Origin of the sequence: Pseudomonas hydrolytica, assembly GCF_021495345.1 — a bacterium.
GTDB classification, from domain to species: domain Bacteria; phylum Pseudomonadota; class Gammaproteobacteria; order Pseudomonadales; family Pseudomonadaceae; genus Aquipseudomonas; species Aquipseudomonas hydrolytica.
In genome coordinates, this window is record NZ_CP099397.1 from 1,640,312 (window position 1) to 1,655,236 (window position 14,925).

Consider the following 14,925-nt stretch of genomic DNA (forward strand, 5'->3'; position numbering starts at 1 on the left):
GCACCAGCTCGGATGGGATGGCCGGTGCGCGCAGCGCAGCTTATGCAAGTGGGCCCGTCGCCGCGTTACAGACCCAGCTGGTGCAGATAGCCCAGTACGTCCGGCGCGCCGGCCAGACGCAGGCCTTCGCCCAGGGCCGTGGCCTCCGGGTGCTCCTTGGGTAGCAGCAGAAACTCCGGTGCACCGACGGTCTTGAGCAGGGACAGGCGTGCGTAGGGCAAGCCATTGTCCAGCAGCAGTCCCATGAAGCTCGGGTCGCTCCAGGCCTCGCCCGGCATGGCCAGAACGTGATAACGCGCCTGCAGATTCTCGAGACCCGGCTGGCTCAGGCGGTAACGAACCAGCTTGGCTGGCAGCATCACCTCCAGGCCGCGTCTGCGTGCATAGGCGATGGCACCGGCAAAGGCCTCGCCCTGATGTTCTCCCGCCCAGAAGGTTTGCGCGCCGCGCCAGCTGGCCTGGCGCAGTTCGATGGGCTCGCCGGCGAGAAAGCGTGGCAGGGCCAGGCTGATGGTCTTGACGAAATCCTTGTAGCTGATGATGCGGACCTGTTTGCAGTGTTCGCTCGCGGCATAGTCCTCGAAGCTGGCGTAGCTCTGCGAGCCTGCGGTCGCACAGGCGAACCCGTGGATCAGGCGCAGGTCGAAAGTCTGTAGTTGCTGAGCTTCGGCTTCCACCACCTGAGTCAGGGCAGAGTGTGCCTGCGCCTTGTCTTCCTGAACCGGGCCGGACAGTGCGCCTCGCGGCAGGTCGATCAGGCGCTGCAGATGAGGGTTGGCATGCCAGCAGATGCTGGTCTCGGGTGCCGGTAGTACCTTGAAGGGCAGACGCAACGCGCTGGCCCTGGCGAATATCTGCCGCGAGCCACGGCCGATCAGCCCCAGGCGTTGTGCCAGAGCGGTCAGGCGGGTGCTGAGAGGGGAAGAGTCGGACAAACTCATGGCCGGCAGATCGCTCCTGAAGCGTCCCTTGCAGTGTGGCAGACGCAAACGGCTGTTGCCCATATAGCGTAGCGCGGCGCGGTAGCGATAGTGGCGGTACAGGTCTGTGGCAAAATAGCCGCATTCATTTGCGAGGGTGCCTCCATGCCCAGCTTGGTGCTGGATATTGCGTTATCGGCCGAACGATTGCAGGCCATCTACCGCGGCCATGCCAGCCGGATTATGGCGCAAAGTCGCGATGGCCGCCGAGTCAGTTTACCGGCTCATCATTTGCGGCCCTATCTGACCCATGCCGGTATCTATGGTTCCTTCGTGCTGGAATTCAGCAACTCGGGCGAGCTTCTCAGCTTACGCCCTTTGGACTGATCTGGCGTGCGTGCCTCGCGCCGGCCATGGCTGCGCGGCTATAATCGCCGGCCTGCCCTTTTTCATCTATCGAGCTAAGCCTGCCCATGTACTCCCTGGCCCGCGAGCTGCTGTTCAAACTGTCCCCGGAAACCTCCCACGAGCTGTCCATCGACCTGATCGGTGCCGGCGGCCGCCTGGGGCTGAACGGCTTGCTGACGAAAGCGCCGGCAAGCTTGCCGACCAGCGTCATGGGGCTGCAGTTCGCCAATCCGGTCGGTCTGGCGGCCGGTCTGGACAAGAACGGCGATGCCATCGACGGGTTTGCCCAGCTGGGTTTCGGCTTCGTCGAGATCGGTACCGTGACTCCGCGTCCGCAGCCGGGCAACCCCAAGCCACGCTTGTTCCGTCTGCCGCAGGCCGAGGCGGTGATCAACCGCATGGGCTTCAACAACCTCGGTGTCGATCATCTGCTGGAACGCGTGAAGGCTGCGAAGTACCAAGGCGTGCTGGGTATTAACATCGGCAAGAATTTCGACACGCCGGTCGAGCGGGCAGTGGACGACTATCTGACCTGCCTGGACAAGGTCTATGCCCACGCCAGCTATGTCACGGTCAACGTCAGTTCGCCGAACACGCCGGGGCTGCGCAGCCTTCAGTTCGGCGATTCGCTCAAGGAGCTCCTCGAGGCGCTGCGCCGGCGCCAGGAGGATCTGACCCAGGAGCATGGCAAGCGCGTGCCGCTGGCCATCAAGATCGCCCCGGACATGAGCGACGAGGAGACCGCGTTGGTCGCGTCTGCGCTGTTGGGCGCGGATATGGATGCCGTCATCGCCACCAATACCACGCTCAGTCGCGAAGGCGTCGAGGGCCTGGCCGACGCCGACGAGGCTGGCGGTCTCTCCGGCGCGCCGGTACGCGACAAGAGCACGCATATCGTCAAGGTACTGGCCGGTGAGCTGGGAGGGCGTCTGCCCATCATCGCCGTCGGCGGTATCACCGAAGGTCGGCATGCGGCCGAGAAGATTGCCGCTGGGGCGAGCCTGGTGCAGATCTATTCGGGCTTCATCTACAAGGGACCGGCGCTGATCCGCGAGGCGGTGGATGCCATTGCGGCATTGCGCAAATAAAAAGGGCTCCTCAAGGAGCCCTTGGGCTTGCGCCCGCCGCCCGGATGGGGTCGGCATGGTGAAGTCGGGTGTGATCCTGATCAGCCGACAGCGTGAAGTTCGTTGAGTCTATGAATACCGGCGGTGCCGGTCAGCCCATCCCAGTTGTCGCCACGACCTTCGCGCCAGCCATTGAGCCAGGCTTGCCGAACCGAAGGCAGGGTAAAGGGGCAGAGTTCGCGGGATTTACCATTGATGCCGTACTGATAGCCGCGCAAGAAAGCTCGTTCTAACGGATCACGCTTAAGTCTTCTCATAGGGTGTTGCCCTCACTGTTGACTGTTATGTCCCGTTGGCCTTGTGGCAAGGCCGGGCAGACGTATCTGCCTGCGAAGGTCCGCTGCCGGCGTGGCGAACCTTCTGTGCCTTCGCCGTTGCAGCGAAAGCCTTAGGTAGTGTTCTAACGAATGCACTCGGGCCTGTGAATGATCGATTTGTCATAAGGGCGTAACCTAAATGCCGGTGAGGCCATAAGGAGGCTGGGCATATGTCCAGCCATGTCCGGCCAAGCGCCCAACTGCCTGGCCGTAGCCGGTGAGACCGGCACTGTGCTAGTGCGAATGAGAGTGCTTGCTTATTCCGACGAAGGGTCGCGGTGCGACGCTTTGTCACTTATTTTGAGTCGAGGTGTGCAGCCACATCTCCCTGATTGCCATAGGCAGTGGAACATCCATGTCTGATCGTTACGAAATCGTGCTGACCTGCCCCAAGGGCCTCGAAGGACTATTGCTGGAAGAGGCCAGGGCACTGGGACTGGAGGAGGCGCGCGAGCAGACTGCCGCGGTGCGTGGCCAGGCCGAGCTGGAGGTCGCCTACCGCCTGTGCCTGTGGTCGCGCCTGGCCAACCGCGTGCTGCTGGTGCTGTCGCGGTTTTCCATGAATAACGCCGAGGAGCTCTACGAGGGGGTCAAGGCGGTGGACTGGCGCGACCACCTGGAGCCGGCCGGCAGCCTGGCGGTGGAGTTCAGCGGCCACGGCTCGGGAATCGACAACAGCCACTTCGGCGCGCTCAAGGTCAAGGACGCCATCGTCGACCGCCTGCGTACGGCCGGTGGCGAGCGGCCCAGCATCGACAAGATCAATCCGGACCTGCGCGTGCATCTGCGTCTGGATCGCGGCGAGGCCGTGCTGTCGCTGGACCTTTCCGGTCACAGCCTGCACCAGCGTGGCTATCGCCTGCAGCAGGGGGCCGCGCCGCTCAAGGAAAACCTCGCCGCCGCAGTGCTGATCCGCGCCGGCTGGCCGCGCATCGCCGCCGAGGGCGGCGCGCTGGCCGACCCCATGTGCGGTGTCGGCACCTTCCTCATCGAGGCGGCGCTGATGGCCGCCGATGTGGCGCCCAATCTCAAGCGTGAACGCTGGGGGTTCTCCAACTGGCTCGGTCATGTGCCGGCGATCTGGAAGAAGCTGCATGCCGAGGCCGAGCAGCGCGCGGCGGCCGGCCTGGCCAGGCCGCCCCTGTGGATTCGCGGCTATGAAGCCGACCCACGGCTGATCCAGCCTGGGCGCAACAACGTCGAGCGCGCCGGCCTGTCCGACTGGGTGAAGATCTACCAGGGCGAGCTGGGCAGTTTCGAGCCGCGGCCGGACCAGAACCAGAAGGGCCTGGTGATCAGCAACCCGCCCTATGGCGAGCGCCTGGGCGACGAAGCCAGTCTGCTGTATCTCTATCAGAACCTTGGCGAGCGCCTGCGTCAGGCTTGCCTGGGCTGGGAGGCAGCGGTGTTCACCGGAGCTCCCGAGCTGGGCAAGCGCATGGGCCTGCGCAGCCACAAGCAGTATTCGTTCTGGAACGGCGCGCTGGCGTGCAAGCTGCTGCTGATCAAGGTGCAGACCGAGCAGTTCGTCACCGGAGAGCGGCGCACCAGGACCGAGGACGAACCAGTGGCGGAGGCGTCGTCACAGGCGCGCCTGTCCGAGGGGGGGCAGATGTTCGCCAACCGCCTGCAGAAGAACCTCAAGCAACTGGGCAAGTGGGCGCGCCGCGAGGGGGTGGAGTGCTATCGCCTGTACGATGCCGACATGCCCGAGTACGCCCTGGCGGTGGACCTTTACCGCGACTGGGTGCACGTGCAGGAATATGCAGCGCCGCGCTCGGTCGATCCGGACAAGGCGCAGGCGCGTCTGCTCGATGCCCTGGCCGCGATCCCCCAGGCGCTGGGTGTGGCGCAGAGCCGAGTGGCGATCAAGCGCCGCGAGCGCCAGACCGGCACCAAGCAGTACCAGCGCCAGGCTGCCCAGGGCCAGTTCATGGAGGTGAGCGAAGGCGGCGTCAAGCTGCTGGTCAACCTCACCGACTATCTGGATACCGGCCTGTTCCTCGATCACCGTCCGCTGCGCCTGCGCATCCAGCGTGAGGCGGCCGGCAAGCGTTTCCTCAACCTGTTCTGCTACACCGCCACGGCCACCGTGCATGCGGCCAAGGGCGGGGCACGCAGCACCACCAGCGTCGACCTGTCGAAAACCTACCTGGACTGGGCGCGGCGCAACCTGTCGCTCAACGGCTTCTCCGACAAGCACCGCCTGGAGCAGGGCGACGTGATGGCCTGGCTGGGTGACGATCGCGGCGAGTACGACCTGATCTTCATCGACCCGCCGACCTTCTCCAATTCCAAGCGCATGGAAGGGGTGTTCGACGTGCAGCGTGACCATGTCCAATTGCTCGACCTGGCCATGGCCCGTCTGGCCCGTGGCGGGGTGCTGTACTTCTCCAACAACTTCCGCAAGTTCCAGCTCGACGAGAGTCTGGTGGCGCGTTACCAGGTCGAGGAGATCAGCGCGCAGACCCTGGATCCGGACTTTGCCCGTAACCCGAAGATCCACCGCGCCTGGCGCCTCACCGCTCGCTGACTGCGTAGTCCGGATGCCATCCGGGGGCTTGTGAATCAGGCCCCGGACGGCATCCTGCTATGTGGTTGTCAGCGCTTGGGCTGGTTATAGGTGTACAGCAGCACCTGATCGAGAATCGAGGTGGCGCCCCAGGGTTTGGGGTCGTTGAGGATGGCCACCACGGCCCAGTCCTGGCCGTTGCTGTCGCGGCTGTAGCCGGCGATGGCGCGCACGTTGTTCAGGGTGCCGGTCTTGATATGCGCTTCGCCCACCAGCGGCGTGCGTTGCAGGCGCCGACGCATGGTGCCGTCCATGGCCACCAGCGGCATCGAGCTGCGGAACTCGGCGGCATAGGGGCTGCGCCAGGCGGCCTGGAGAATCAGGGCCATTTCGCGCGCACTGATGCGCTCGGCACGCGACAGACCTGAACCGTTCTCCATCACCAGGTGTGGCGCGGTGATGCCTTTGCGCGCCAGCCAGCTGCGGATCACCCGTTGTGCGGCCATGGCATCGTCCTTGTCGGCGTCGGTGCGGAACTGCGCGCCGATGCTGAGAAACAGCTGCCGCGCCATGGTGTTGTTGCTGTACTTGTTGATGTCGCGGACGATCTCCACCACATCCGGAGAATAGGCGCGTACCAGCAGGCGGGCCTTGTCCGGTATCGGGGCCATGCGATCCTTGCCGAGAATCTTGCCGCCCAGCTCCTGCCAGATGCCGCGAACCGCACCGGCGGCATAGCTGGGGTGATCGAGCAGCGACAGGTAGGTCTGCGCCGTGCAGCCCTCGGCCAGCTGGCCGCTGACGATCAGGGTGGTGCCGTCGTACTGCTCCACGGCGTTGTAACGCACGTCCGGCCAGGCCGGGCAGGGCGCGGCCTTGAGCAGCCTGACTTGGTTGTCGATGCGCACGCTGGCGATCGGCGGGTCCATGGCGATGTGCACCTTGCCGCCATCGGCGCGGGTGATGAAGCGCTGCGCCTTGAGGTTGACCAGCAGCGAGTCCGGGGTCACCAGGAAGGGCTTGTTGGCATCGCCGCCGTCGTCGTTGAAGGCCGGTAGCTGCGGCGCGACGAAGAAGCTGCGGTCCAGTACCAGATCGCCCTGTACCTGGCGCACGCCATTGATGCGCAGGTCGCGCAGCAGCAACCAGAGACGTTCCATGTTCAGCTTCGGATCGCCGCCACCCTTGAGGTAGAGGTTGCCGTGCAGCACGCCGTCCTTGAGCGGGCCGTCGGCATAGAACTCGGTCTTCCACTGGTGATTGGGACCGAGCAGCTCCAGGGCCGCATAGGTGGTCACCAGCTTCATGGTGGAGGCCGGGTTGACCGAAACGTCAGCGTTGAACTGCAGGCCGCCGGCCTGGCCGCCCAGCGGCACGGTCATCACGGCGAGGGAAGCGTCGGAAATCTTGTTGGCCTTCAACGCCTGTTCGACCTTGGCGGGAAGGGCGCCGCTGGCGGCTTGGCAGGAAAGGGCGAGGGGCAGTAGCAGGGCGCTCAGCGCCAGTTGGCGAAACCGCTGAATCATGTTGGAAAACCTTGCGCGCTCGGGCGGTCACAACGAAATATGGAACAGGCTGCACGGCTGCAGATAACGACAGCCAGGCCTTTGGAAGAGTTGCCGAACATTATGCCGCAAGGCAGCGCGAGAGCGAGCGGTAACTCGGGCGATCTGCTAGAGTGCCGCGCGTTATTACCTTTGAGGATTGTTTCATGGCGACCAACCGTTCCCGCCGTCTGCGCAAGAAGCTCTGTGTCGATGAATTCCAGGAGCTGGGCTTCGAGCTGACCCTGAACTTCAAGGCCGACCTGAACGACCAGACCATCGACACCTTCGTCAAGCAGTTCCTCGGTCAGGCCATCGCTGCCAACGGCCTCGACTACGTCGGTGGTGAGGACTATGGCCTGGTCTGCCTGGCCAAGCGTGGCTCGGTCAACGAAGAGCAGCGCACTGCCGTGGAGGCCTGGCTGAAGGGTCGCGACGAGCTGCAGAACTTCGAAATCAGCCCGTTGCTGGACGTCTGGTACCCGGAAAATCCGATCAACCAGGCCTGATCGCTATTCGGCGCCGGGTTCTCCGGCGCCGATCATCGGCTAGGGTGCGCCGTGCGCACCGAGCCTCGGCAGCAAGTCGAACCGCTGATGCGCACGGCGCACCCTACAGAACTCCCGCCTTTTCCAGTAGCGCCTGCTCGTCCACCTCGTCGATCTGCTCGGCCAGCATGAAGCGCTCGGCATAACGCCGATGTATGCCGCTGCGGATGAACAGGGCGAACAGCTCGGGGTCGATGTGCGCTCCTTTGCACATGCCGACCATGATGTTCAGCGCTTCCGACAGGGTCTTGCCCTTCTTGTAGGGACGGTCGACCGCCGTCAGTGCCTCGAAGATATCGGCGATCGCCATCATCCTCGCCGGCAGGCTCATCTGCTCGCGTACGAGGCGCTTGGGATAGCCGGTGCCGTCCATCTTCTCGTGGTGGCCGCCGGCGATTTCGCTCACGCCCTGCAGGTGTTTGGGGAACGGCAGCCGGTCGAGCATCAGGATGGTCTGCACGATATGGTGGTTGATGATGTAACGCTCCTCGGCCGTCAGGGTGCCGCGGGCGATGCTCAGGTTGTGCAGTTCGCCGCGATTGAACTTGTGCTGCGGCACGTCGAGCTTGAAGTCCCAGCGGTTGTCCGGGGCGATCAGTTCCTGCGCGGGACGTTCGATCAGGTGTTCCGGCTTGTCCGCCAGCAGCGGCTCCGCCACCGGCAGCGTTGGAGCCGGTGAGCGCTCCTGGCGCTTGGCCTCCTCCCAGGACACGCCCAGGCGGTCGTCCAGGGTGCGCAGCCAGGTTCGCTCGGCGATCTGCCTGAGGCGCGCCTGGTCCGCCTCGGCCATGGCTTCGCCGCCGAGGTTGGTGCGCGCGACGAAGGCGAACTCGTCGTCCAGTTCGGCCAGCAACCGGTCGCGCAGGCTGGCCAGTGCCGCTTCTTCGCCCCCCGCGGCACAGCCCTGCCAGTAGGCGATCCAGGCATCGCGCTTGAGCACTTCGAAACGCATGCGCACCTCGTGGATGCGGTCGTACAGGGTTTCCAGCTTGGTGGCCTTGTCCACCACGTATTCAGGGGTGGTGACCTTGCCGCAGTCGTGCAGCCAGGCGGCGATGTGCAGCGCCTCCCATTCCTCGTCGCCCGGCTGGAAGTCGCGAAACTCCGGGGCGTCGCTGTCGGCGGCGGCACGCGCCAGCATCAGGGTCAGCTCCGGCACGCGCTGGCAGTGCCCGCCGGTGTAGGGACTCTTGGCGTCGATGGCACCGGCGATCAGCTGGATGAAGGCGTCGAGCAACTGCTTCTGCCTTGCCAGCAGGCGTTGGCTCTCGATGCACAGCGCGGCGCTGCCGGACACCGCCTCGACGAAGGCCAGGCGCTCGGGGCGCAGCATGCTGTCGTTGCCGTCGCCTTCGTCTCGTTGCAGCAATACCAGCACGCCGACTGTGTCGCCCTGGCGATTGTGCAGGCCCGCGGCGATCAGGTGCAGACGCGGGCTGTCCAGTTTCACCAGCAGGCCGCGGAAGCTGCCGGCCTGGTCGAAGCCGATGGACATGGCGTTGCTGGCGCCGCCGGAGGCCGGCCCGCGCAGCCAGTCCGGCAGTTCCGGGTCGTCCAGGGCGAAGCCTCGAATACCCAGCTCCTCCAGATCTTGCGCCTCGCCGTCGAGCACCACGCCCTGTGGCTCGAGGCGGCCACTGTCGGCGTCGAGCAGGTAGATCAAGCCGCCTTGTGCTTCGCTGATGGCCACGGTGGAGTCCATCACGCGCCGGAGCAGGGCGTCGAAGCGGGTTTCTGCCGAGAGGCTGGCGGCGATGTCGAGGAAGCGGCCCAGGGTGTCCTTCATGCGCGTCATCGAGACGGCCAGCTGGTCCACCTCGAGCACCGGCGAGCGGCCGCTGGCCGGATAGTCGAAGTCGAAGCGGCGGATCGCCTCGGCTTCCTGCACCAGCGCGCGCAACGGCTTGACCACCAGGCGCGAGGCCAGCCAGCCCAGGGGCACGCACAGCAGCAGGGTGGTCAGGGTGATCAGCGCACCCTGCCAGCGAATGCGGTAGGCATCGGCGAGCAGCTCGTGCTCGGGCACCACCAGGGCCAGGTGCAGCCCCTGCGGCCCGCCTTCCTGGATATGCCGGTGGGCCATGGCCCAGCGCTGCTTGGCCAGCTCGACGATGCCCTGATCCTGCTTGTTCAGTTGCCCCTCGAGCAGCTCGCCCAGCACCGGATTGATATCGCGCACCTTGACCAGCGTCTTGCTGCTGCCCTCGATGCGGATCAGGCGGCTGCTGTCGGGATAGGCCACGGCATTGCCCTCGGCATCGGCCAGCACCAGGTCGCTGTTGGCGGTCACCCGGTGCGCGGCGAGCGTGGCGGAAAGGTCGTCCAGCGTCAGGTCGGCGGCCAGCACATTGGTCAGCCCGCTGCGCCGGGCCAGGGTGGTGCCGACCTCCTCGGTGGAAAAGAACACGTAGGGCGCCGTGGTGATCTGCCCGCCATCGCCGCGGGCGCGCTTGTACCAGTCCCGAGTACGCGGGTCGTAGTTCTCGCTCAGGCGCTGACGACGGCTGATCTGGTTCAGCGAGCCGTCGTAGAACAGATAGTAGGACTCGGTGCCGGTGGCGCTACGGTCGATCGACCAGACCTGATAGGCCGCCCCTGGCGGGGCATCGAAGCGCTGTTTCAGGGCATCGCTGCGCAGCGGCCGGACCATGAAGAAGTCGCCGTCCTCGTAGCCGAGAAACAGCGAGCCGAGCTTGGGGTTGTCGCGCAGCGCCTGAACGAAGGGGGGCAGTAGCGCCAGGCGGCCATCCAGATGATCGCTCCGGGTGGCCGGGTCGAGGGCCAGCAGGCTGAGCACGTGGCGGATCGGCCGGTAGGTATTGTCCAGCCCTTGTTGGACATCCTGCTGGATGCGTTCGAAGAGTTTGCTGCTGCTGGAGAAGATGATCTGACTGGTCTGCTGATAATTGAACAGACCCAGCACCACGCCGGTGAGCAGCAGTAGCAGCGTGAACAGGGCACTGATATGGACATGCAGGGGGAATCGACGCTCGCGAGGGGCGGCAGGTTTGCGCATCGCACTTCACTCCTTGGGTAGCGCTGCTGGCACAGCAAGCATAGTGAAGAGTCAATGGGCATGCAGAGGGGGCGGTTAGTGCGCTGCGTCGCAATAATTCGCTTGTCCGGCAGCGCGGGGCGCGAGGCAGAGCCTAGGACGACTGCTGCTTTTGCTGCAGTCGCTGCGGCTTGCTCAGATGCAGCTTCAGGCCGTGTACCAGCAAGGCCACGGTTAGGGTCAGGGCGACGCCGATCAGCGCGTTGAGCAGGCGCACCTCGGCCAGATGCCAGTCCTGCGCCAGGCTCTCGGCCAGCAGCACGAAGCACAGGCTGGTCTGCAGCACGAACAGGCCGTAGTGATTGGCCTGCAAGGCGCGGCTGAGGACGACCAGCATCAGCAGGGTCATGACCATCAGCGGCGGGCTCTGCAGGCTGTGACCGAAGAGGATCAGCAAGCCGGCCGCGGCGAGGCTGGCGAGGCTGGCCTGAAGGGCCCGCACCAGGCTGCCCTGGAATTCCAGCTGCAGTGTGGTGATCACCGTCAGGGTCAGCCAGTAGCCGCGCGACAGCCCGGCCAGATTGACGATCAGCCCGGATGCGGCGAAGGCCAGCATGCAGGCCAGCGCATGCAGGCGCCATTGCTGGCGCGGCAGGCGCTGCGCGTGGCGCTTGAGCACCTTGAGGATGGCGAGAAAGCGCGGCATGTAGGGCCACATGCGCAGGCCGTGCAGCCCGCGCAGGCCGAAGGCCAGGAGCATGACCCAGAGCCCGCCGAGGATGAACAGCATGGCCACCGCATAGGGGTTGTGCAGGTTGCCGATACCGAACTGCCCCTGGCCGAGACACAGGCAGATGCACAGGCCGATGCCCAGCTTGCCGGCCTCGCTGCCGAAACGCTGCAGCCAGGCCAGCAACAGGCCGAAGGCGGCGAAGATGCCGAGACTGATCAGCGGGTGGCTGGCCGCCCAGAACCCCAGGCCGGCGCTGCAGGCGCCAAGACCGGTGAGCAGCAACATGCGCAGCATGCCGAAGCGGTGCAGCGGATTGGCCTGCGCGGCCTGGAAGGCGCCGGCCGACGCCCAGAGAAAACCGCTGTGGGCGGTGAACAGGCCGAGCACCAGCGGCAAGGCACAACCCAGCCCGGCGACGATGGCCGGGCCCCAGGCCGGTGGGCCGGCATGCCAGGTGAAACTGCTGCGGATCAGGTTCTTCATGCGCTCTTGTCGTCAGACGGGGCTCGAGCGGCCCGTCATTTCCCTCGCCATTTCCGTAGCGTAGCTGTCGGTCATGCCGGCGATGAAGTCGATCACCCGTATGAACGAGCGATACAGCGGCCAGCCCGGTTCCGGGGCGTAGTAGCTGAGCAGATCGAGAATGCGCCGGTGCTTGAACGATAGCGTGCGACCGCTGTGCTGCTCCAGTGCGGCGCCGCAGAAGGCGTTGAGGAGGATTTCCAGCGTGGTGTAGGCGCCGATTTCATGCAGCGTCTTGCGCTTGTCGTGAAAGATCTTCTCCCGCGCCAGCGACTTCGCGCTCTGCACGCAGCGCTTGGCGGCGCCGTGCATGTGTTCGACCAGATCGCCCTGCAGCTGGCCGGCGAGCAGGTCGCGCTGCTGCTCGACAAAAGCACTGGCTGCGGCATTGGTCAGGTGCTCGATGGCCTTGCCGCGCAGGATCGCCAGCTTGCGCCGACGCGAGTCTTTGGGGCCGAGCTGGCGATAGGTTTCCGGCAGATCGTCGCCGACCAGGTCCAGCAGCAGGGCCTCGACCTCGGTGTAGTCGAGCAGCTCCATCTCCACGCCGTCTTCCAGATCGATCAGGCCGTAGCAGATGTCGTCCGCCGCCTCCATCAGATAGACCAGCGGGTGGCGCCCCCAGCGCTGAGCCTCCAGCTGCGGCAGCTCGAGCTTGGCGGCGATCTGCTCGAGCAGCTGCAACTCGCTCTGATAGCAGCCGAACTTGTGTTTCTTGTAGCCCTGGGCGTCGGCATGGCGGGCCGTCCAGGGGTACTTGAGGTAGGTGCCGAGGGTCGCGTAGGTCAGCCGGGTGCCGCCGTCGAACTGGTGGTACTCCAGCTGGGTGAGCACGCGAAAACCCTGGGCGTTGCCTTCGAAATTGAGAAAGTCGGCGCGTTCGGCATCGCTCATCGCATCCAGCCAGCCACGTCCGGCGGCCTGCTGGAACCAGTGGCGAATGGCGTCTTCGCCGGAATGGCCGAACGGCGGGTTGCCGATATCGTGGGCCAGGCAGGCGGACTGCACGACCATGCCCAGGTCGCTCGGGGCGCACCAGTCGGGCAGCTCGTCACGCAGCATCTCGCCGACGCGCATGGCCAGGGAACGGCCGACGCAGCTGACCTCCAGCGAGTGGGTCAGACGGGTGTGGATATGGTCGTTGCTGGTGACCGGGTGCACCTGGGTCTTGCGACCCAGGCGGCGGAACGCACCGGAGAAGATGATGCGGTCATGATCCTTGTGGAAAGGGCTGCGTCCGAGCTCTGCCGAGCTGGGAGCGGGTTTGCCTAGACGTTCACGGGTGAGCAGGGTGTGCCAATCCAAGGCTGATCCTCGCCAGTTGATCCAGCCTCCTAGCTTGGGTGTTCGGAACGCTGCCTGCAAGCCCGAGGCGCATCTACAGACCCGCCGCGTCGATATCCACCAGCAGCAGGCGGCGGCCGTTGTCGATGAACTGGCCGGCGGTCAGGCAGTACTGGTTGCTGGTGGCGTCGCGGTAGGTGGTGGAGAGGGTCAGGCGCCGCTCTTCCCAGCCTTCGGCCAGCAGTTGATAGAAGTAGGGGCGCCATGACCAGTTGTGCCCGAGGTAGCGGTCATCGGCGTGCCAGGTCTGTTGGCGCCACTCCAGGTTCGGCGTCAGTTGGGTGCCATGGCGATCGCATTGGTAGATGCGCAGGAGCCAGGGATAGTTGTCCGGCGCCAGCAGGCTAGCTGCCGAGGCGCCGCTTTCGGCCCACTGCCGGAGTTCGCCCATCAGTTCGGCCAACTGCTGGCGCAGGCTCACCAGGCGGGCGCGTTCGGCGAGCTTCTGTTGCACGTAGCTGTCGCGCAAACGCGCGAAACGTCCGACGAAGGCGTCGCTGGCGAAGAATTCCTCCTCCGCTCTGGCGAACAGGAAGCCCTGCACGTAGCGGGCGCCGCACTCCAGGGCAAAGTTCAGCTCGGCTTCGGTTTCCACGCCTTCGGCGATGATCCAGCAGCCGGTCTTCTCCGCCATCTGGGCCAGTGCCTTGACCACCTCGCCGCTGGGGCCGCCGCGGGCTGCTTCCTGGAACAGGCGCATGTCCAGCTTGAGAATGTCCGGCTGCAGCGCCAGCACGCGGTCGAGCTGCGAGTAGCCGGCGCCGAAGTCATCGATGGCGATGCGCGCGCCGGCCTCGCGGTAGCGCGAGACGACGCTGGGCAGGCGCTGGCTGGCGCCGCCCAGTTCGGTGATCTCGAAGACGATGCGTGCCGGGTCGATGCCGCTGCGTTGCAGCTGGAGCAGGCTGGGCAAGGGCTGGGTCGGGCGCAGGCGGCTGATCCAGCGTGGCGAGATGTTCAGGCTGAGAAACCAGTCCTTGGGTGCCTGGTGAAAACGGCGCAAGGCGTCCTCGCGCACCTGGCGGTCGAGGCGGCGCAGGGCGGCCGGGGGCGTTTTCGGGTCGGCGAACAAGGGCCCGGCGGAGTGCACCAGGCCATCGCTATCGCGCAGTCGAGCCAGCGCCTCGACGCCAGCTATGCGGCCGGTGGCCGTGTCGATGAAGGGTTGGAAGACGGCGAAAGGCAATCCGTCGAGCACCTGAGGTCCTTAGCGGCGAGCGATTGGCCGCATGGAGGCGGCAGACTGAGCAACCTAGCAAGATTGCGGCCAGCCCGGGCGTCGACGGTGCCATTTTGCTATCGCATGGGAGGACGTCGCCTGAGCAGGGGAATCAGTATCAATGCCAGGCGCAGCCAGCGGCGCCAGCCCTGCTTGCGAACGAGCAGGGCGGTCAGGGTCGCCGCACCGCCAGCGAGCCAGAATGGTGCAGTGCCCTGGCGCAGGCGCTGGCCGTACTCGCGGACCTGGCGTAGTGGGCTGGTGAGCTGCAGTACTTCGTGGCGCACCTCCTGGCGACGCATTTCCAGACGCATGCGCAGAACGGCCTTGCGCAGCTGTCGGGGTGAGGCGCCAGGGGGCAGGGTTGGAGTGGTCATGGCAGCAGTTGCTCGCGGTCACATTGCAGTTCTTCGAGGGTCGCACTGAAAGGCGGTTCGGCATTGCGCAGGCTCCGCAGCAGCCAGGTGCCGCAGGTCAGCAGACCGAGCCCATGGAACAGGCACAGGCCTATGGCGACCGCCAGGCGATGGCTGTCCCAGTAGAGAACCAGCAGCAGAACCGAGAGCCCGAACAGCAGGAGCAGCGCAAAGCTGAAGCACATGCCGCCCAGCAGGAGGGCGCGCAGCGCCTGGTTGCGCTGGTCTTCCAGTTCATGGGCGAGCAGCGCCACATGGCCTTGCAGCAGGCCGAGCAGCGCTGCGCCCAGACGACGAGGTGATGGGCTGTTGGACATGGG

The 14,925-nt window shown here is 65.5% G+C and carries 13 protein-coding genes; 4 read left to right on the forward strand and 9 right to left on the reverse strand.

Annotated features, from left to right (window positions below):
* Positions 1–65 precede the first annotated feature (65 nt).
* Complete coding sequence (locus tag L1F06_RS07520) at positions 66–941, reverse strand: DUF6685 family protein (RefSeq protein ID WP_041772930.1); 876 nt, start codon at positions 939–941, stop codon at positions 66–68.
* Between the two features lie 144 nt (positions 942–1,085).
* Here L1F06_RS07520 and L1F06_RS07525 point away from each other — a divergent pair, with 144 nt between their 5' ends.
* Together L1F06_RS07525 and L1F06_RS07530 are read left to right on the forward strand one after the other, a co-directional pair.
* Positions 1,086–1,307 carry a DUF2835 domain-containing protein gene (locus L1F06_RS07525; protein ID WP_003244264.1) on the forward strand — a complete coding sequence of 74 codons (222 nt, stop codon included), beginning with the start codon at positions 1,086–1,088 and terminating at the stop codon, positions 1,305–1,307.
* A gap of 86 nt (positions 1,308–1,393) precedes the next feature.
* Positions 1,394–2,416 carry a quinone-dependent dihydroorotate dehydrogenase gene (locus L1F06_RS07530; RefSeq protein WP_129483169.1) on the forward strand — a complete coding sequence of 341 codons (1,023 nt, stop codon included), beginning with the start codon at positions 1,394–1,396 and terminating at the stop codon, positions 2,414–2,416.
* Between the two features lie 80 nt (positions 2,417–2,496).
* Here the strand turns inward: L1F06_RS07530 and rmf are convergent, their stop codons facing one another.
* Positions 2,497–2,712 (reverse strand): ribosome modulation factor, encoded by a 216-nt coding sequence (gene rmf / locus L1F06_RS07535; protein ID WP_003244273.1) that lies wholly within the window; start codon positions 2,710–2,712, stop codon positions 2,497–2,499.
* A gap of 415 nt (positions 2,713–3,127) precedes the next feature.
* Between rmf and rlmKL the strand changes: the two genes are divergently transcribed.
* Positions 3,128–5,305, forward strand: a complete 2,178-nt coding sequence (gene rlmKL, locus L1F06_RS07540) for a bifunctional 23S rRNA (guanine(2069)-N(7))-methyltransferase RlmK/23S rRNA (guanine(2445)-N(2))-methyltransferase RlmL (protein WP_129483168.1) — start codon at positions 3,128–3,130, stop codon at positions 5,303–5,305.
* Positions 5,306–5,373: 68 nt separating this feature from the next.
* On the opposite strand, the gene dacB is transcribed toward rlmKL, so the two are convergent.
* Positions 5,374–6,810, reverse strand: coding sequence for a D-alanyl-D-alanine carboxypeptidase/D-alanyl-D-alanine endopeptidase (gene dacB / locus L1F06_RS07545; protein WP_012019157.1), 1,437 nt, complete (start codon positions 6,808–6,810; stop codon positions 5,374–5,376).
* 185 nt (positions 6,811–6,995) lie between these two features.
* Between dacB and L1F06_RS07550 the strand changes: the two genes are divergently transcribed.
* Positions 6,996–7,337, forward strand: a complete 342-nt coding sequence (locus tag L1F06_RS07550; RefSeq protein WP_129483167.1) for a YggL family protein — start codon at positions 6,996–6,998, stop codon at positions 7,335–7,337.
* 103 nt (positions 7,338–7,440) lie between these two features.
* Here L1F06_RS07550 and L1F06_RS07555 read toward each other — a convergent pair whose 3' ends face one another.
* The 6 genes from L1F06_RS07555 to L1F06_RS07580 all read right to left on the reverse strand — a co-directional run bounded on the left by L1F06_RS07555 (position 7,441) and on the right by L1F06_RS07580 (position 14,922).
* On the reverse strand, positions 7,441–10,392 hold the full coding sequence (locus tag L1F06_RS07555; RefSeq protein ID WP_129483166.1) for an HD domain-containing phosphohydrolase: 2,952 nt from the start codon (positions 10,390–10,392) through the stop codon (positions 7,441–7,443).
* Between the two features lie 133 nt (positions 10,393–10,525).
* On the reverse strand, positions 10,526–11,587 hold the full coding sequence (locus L1F06_RS07560; protein ID WP_003244281.1) for an FUSC family protein: 1,062 nt from the start codon (positions 11,585–11,587) through the stop codon (positions 10,526–10,528).
* Positions 11,588–11,599: 12 nt separating this feature from the next.
* Entirely contained in the window at positions 11,600–12,931 is a 1,332-nt protein-coding gene (locus tag L1F06_RS07565) for a deoxyguanosinetriphosphate triphosphohydrolase (protein WP_129483165.1), read from the reverse strand.
* Between the two features lie 73 nt (positions 12,932–13,004).
* On the reverse strand, positions 13,005–14,168 hold the full coding sequence (locus L1F06_RS07570) for an EAL domain-containing protein (protein ID WP_012019154.1): 1,164 nt from the start codon (positions 14,166–14,168) through the stop codon (positions 13,005–13,007).
* A gap of 98 nt (positions 14,169–14,266) precedes the next feature.
* Positions 14,267–14,566 carry a hypothetical protein gene (locus tag L1F06_RS07575; protein ID WP_003244292.1) on the reverse strand — a complete coding sequence of 100 codons (300 nt, stop codon included), beginning with the start codon at positions 14,564–14,566 and terminating at the stop codon, positions 14,267–14,269.
* Positions 14,563–14,922 (reverse strand): phage holin family protein, encoded by a 360-nt coding sequence (locus L1F06_RS07580; protein ID WP_129483164.1) that lies wholly within the window; start codon positions 14,920–14,922, stop codon positions 14,563–14,565. The genes L1F06_RS07575 and L1F06_RS07580 overlap by 4 nt, the downstream gene beginning before the upstream one ends.
* Between the last annotated feature and the right edge of the window lie 3 nt (positions 14,923–14,925).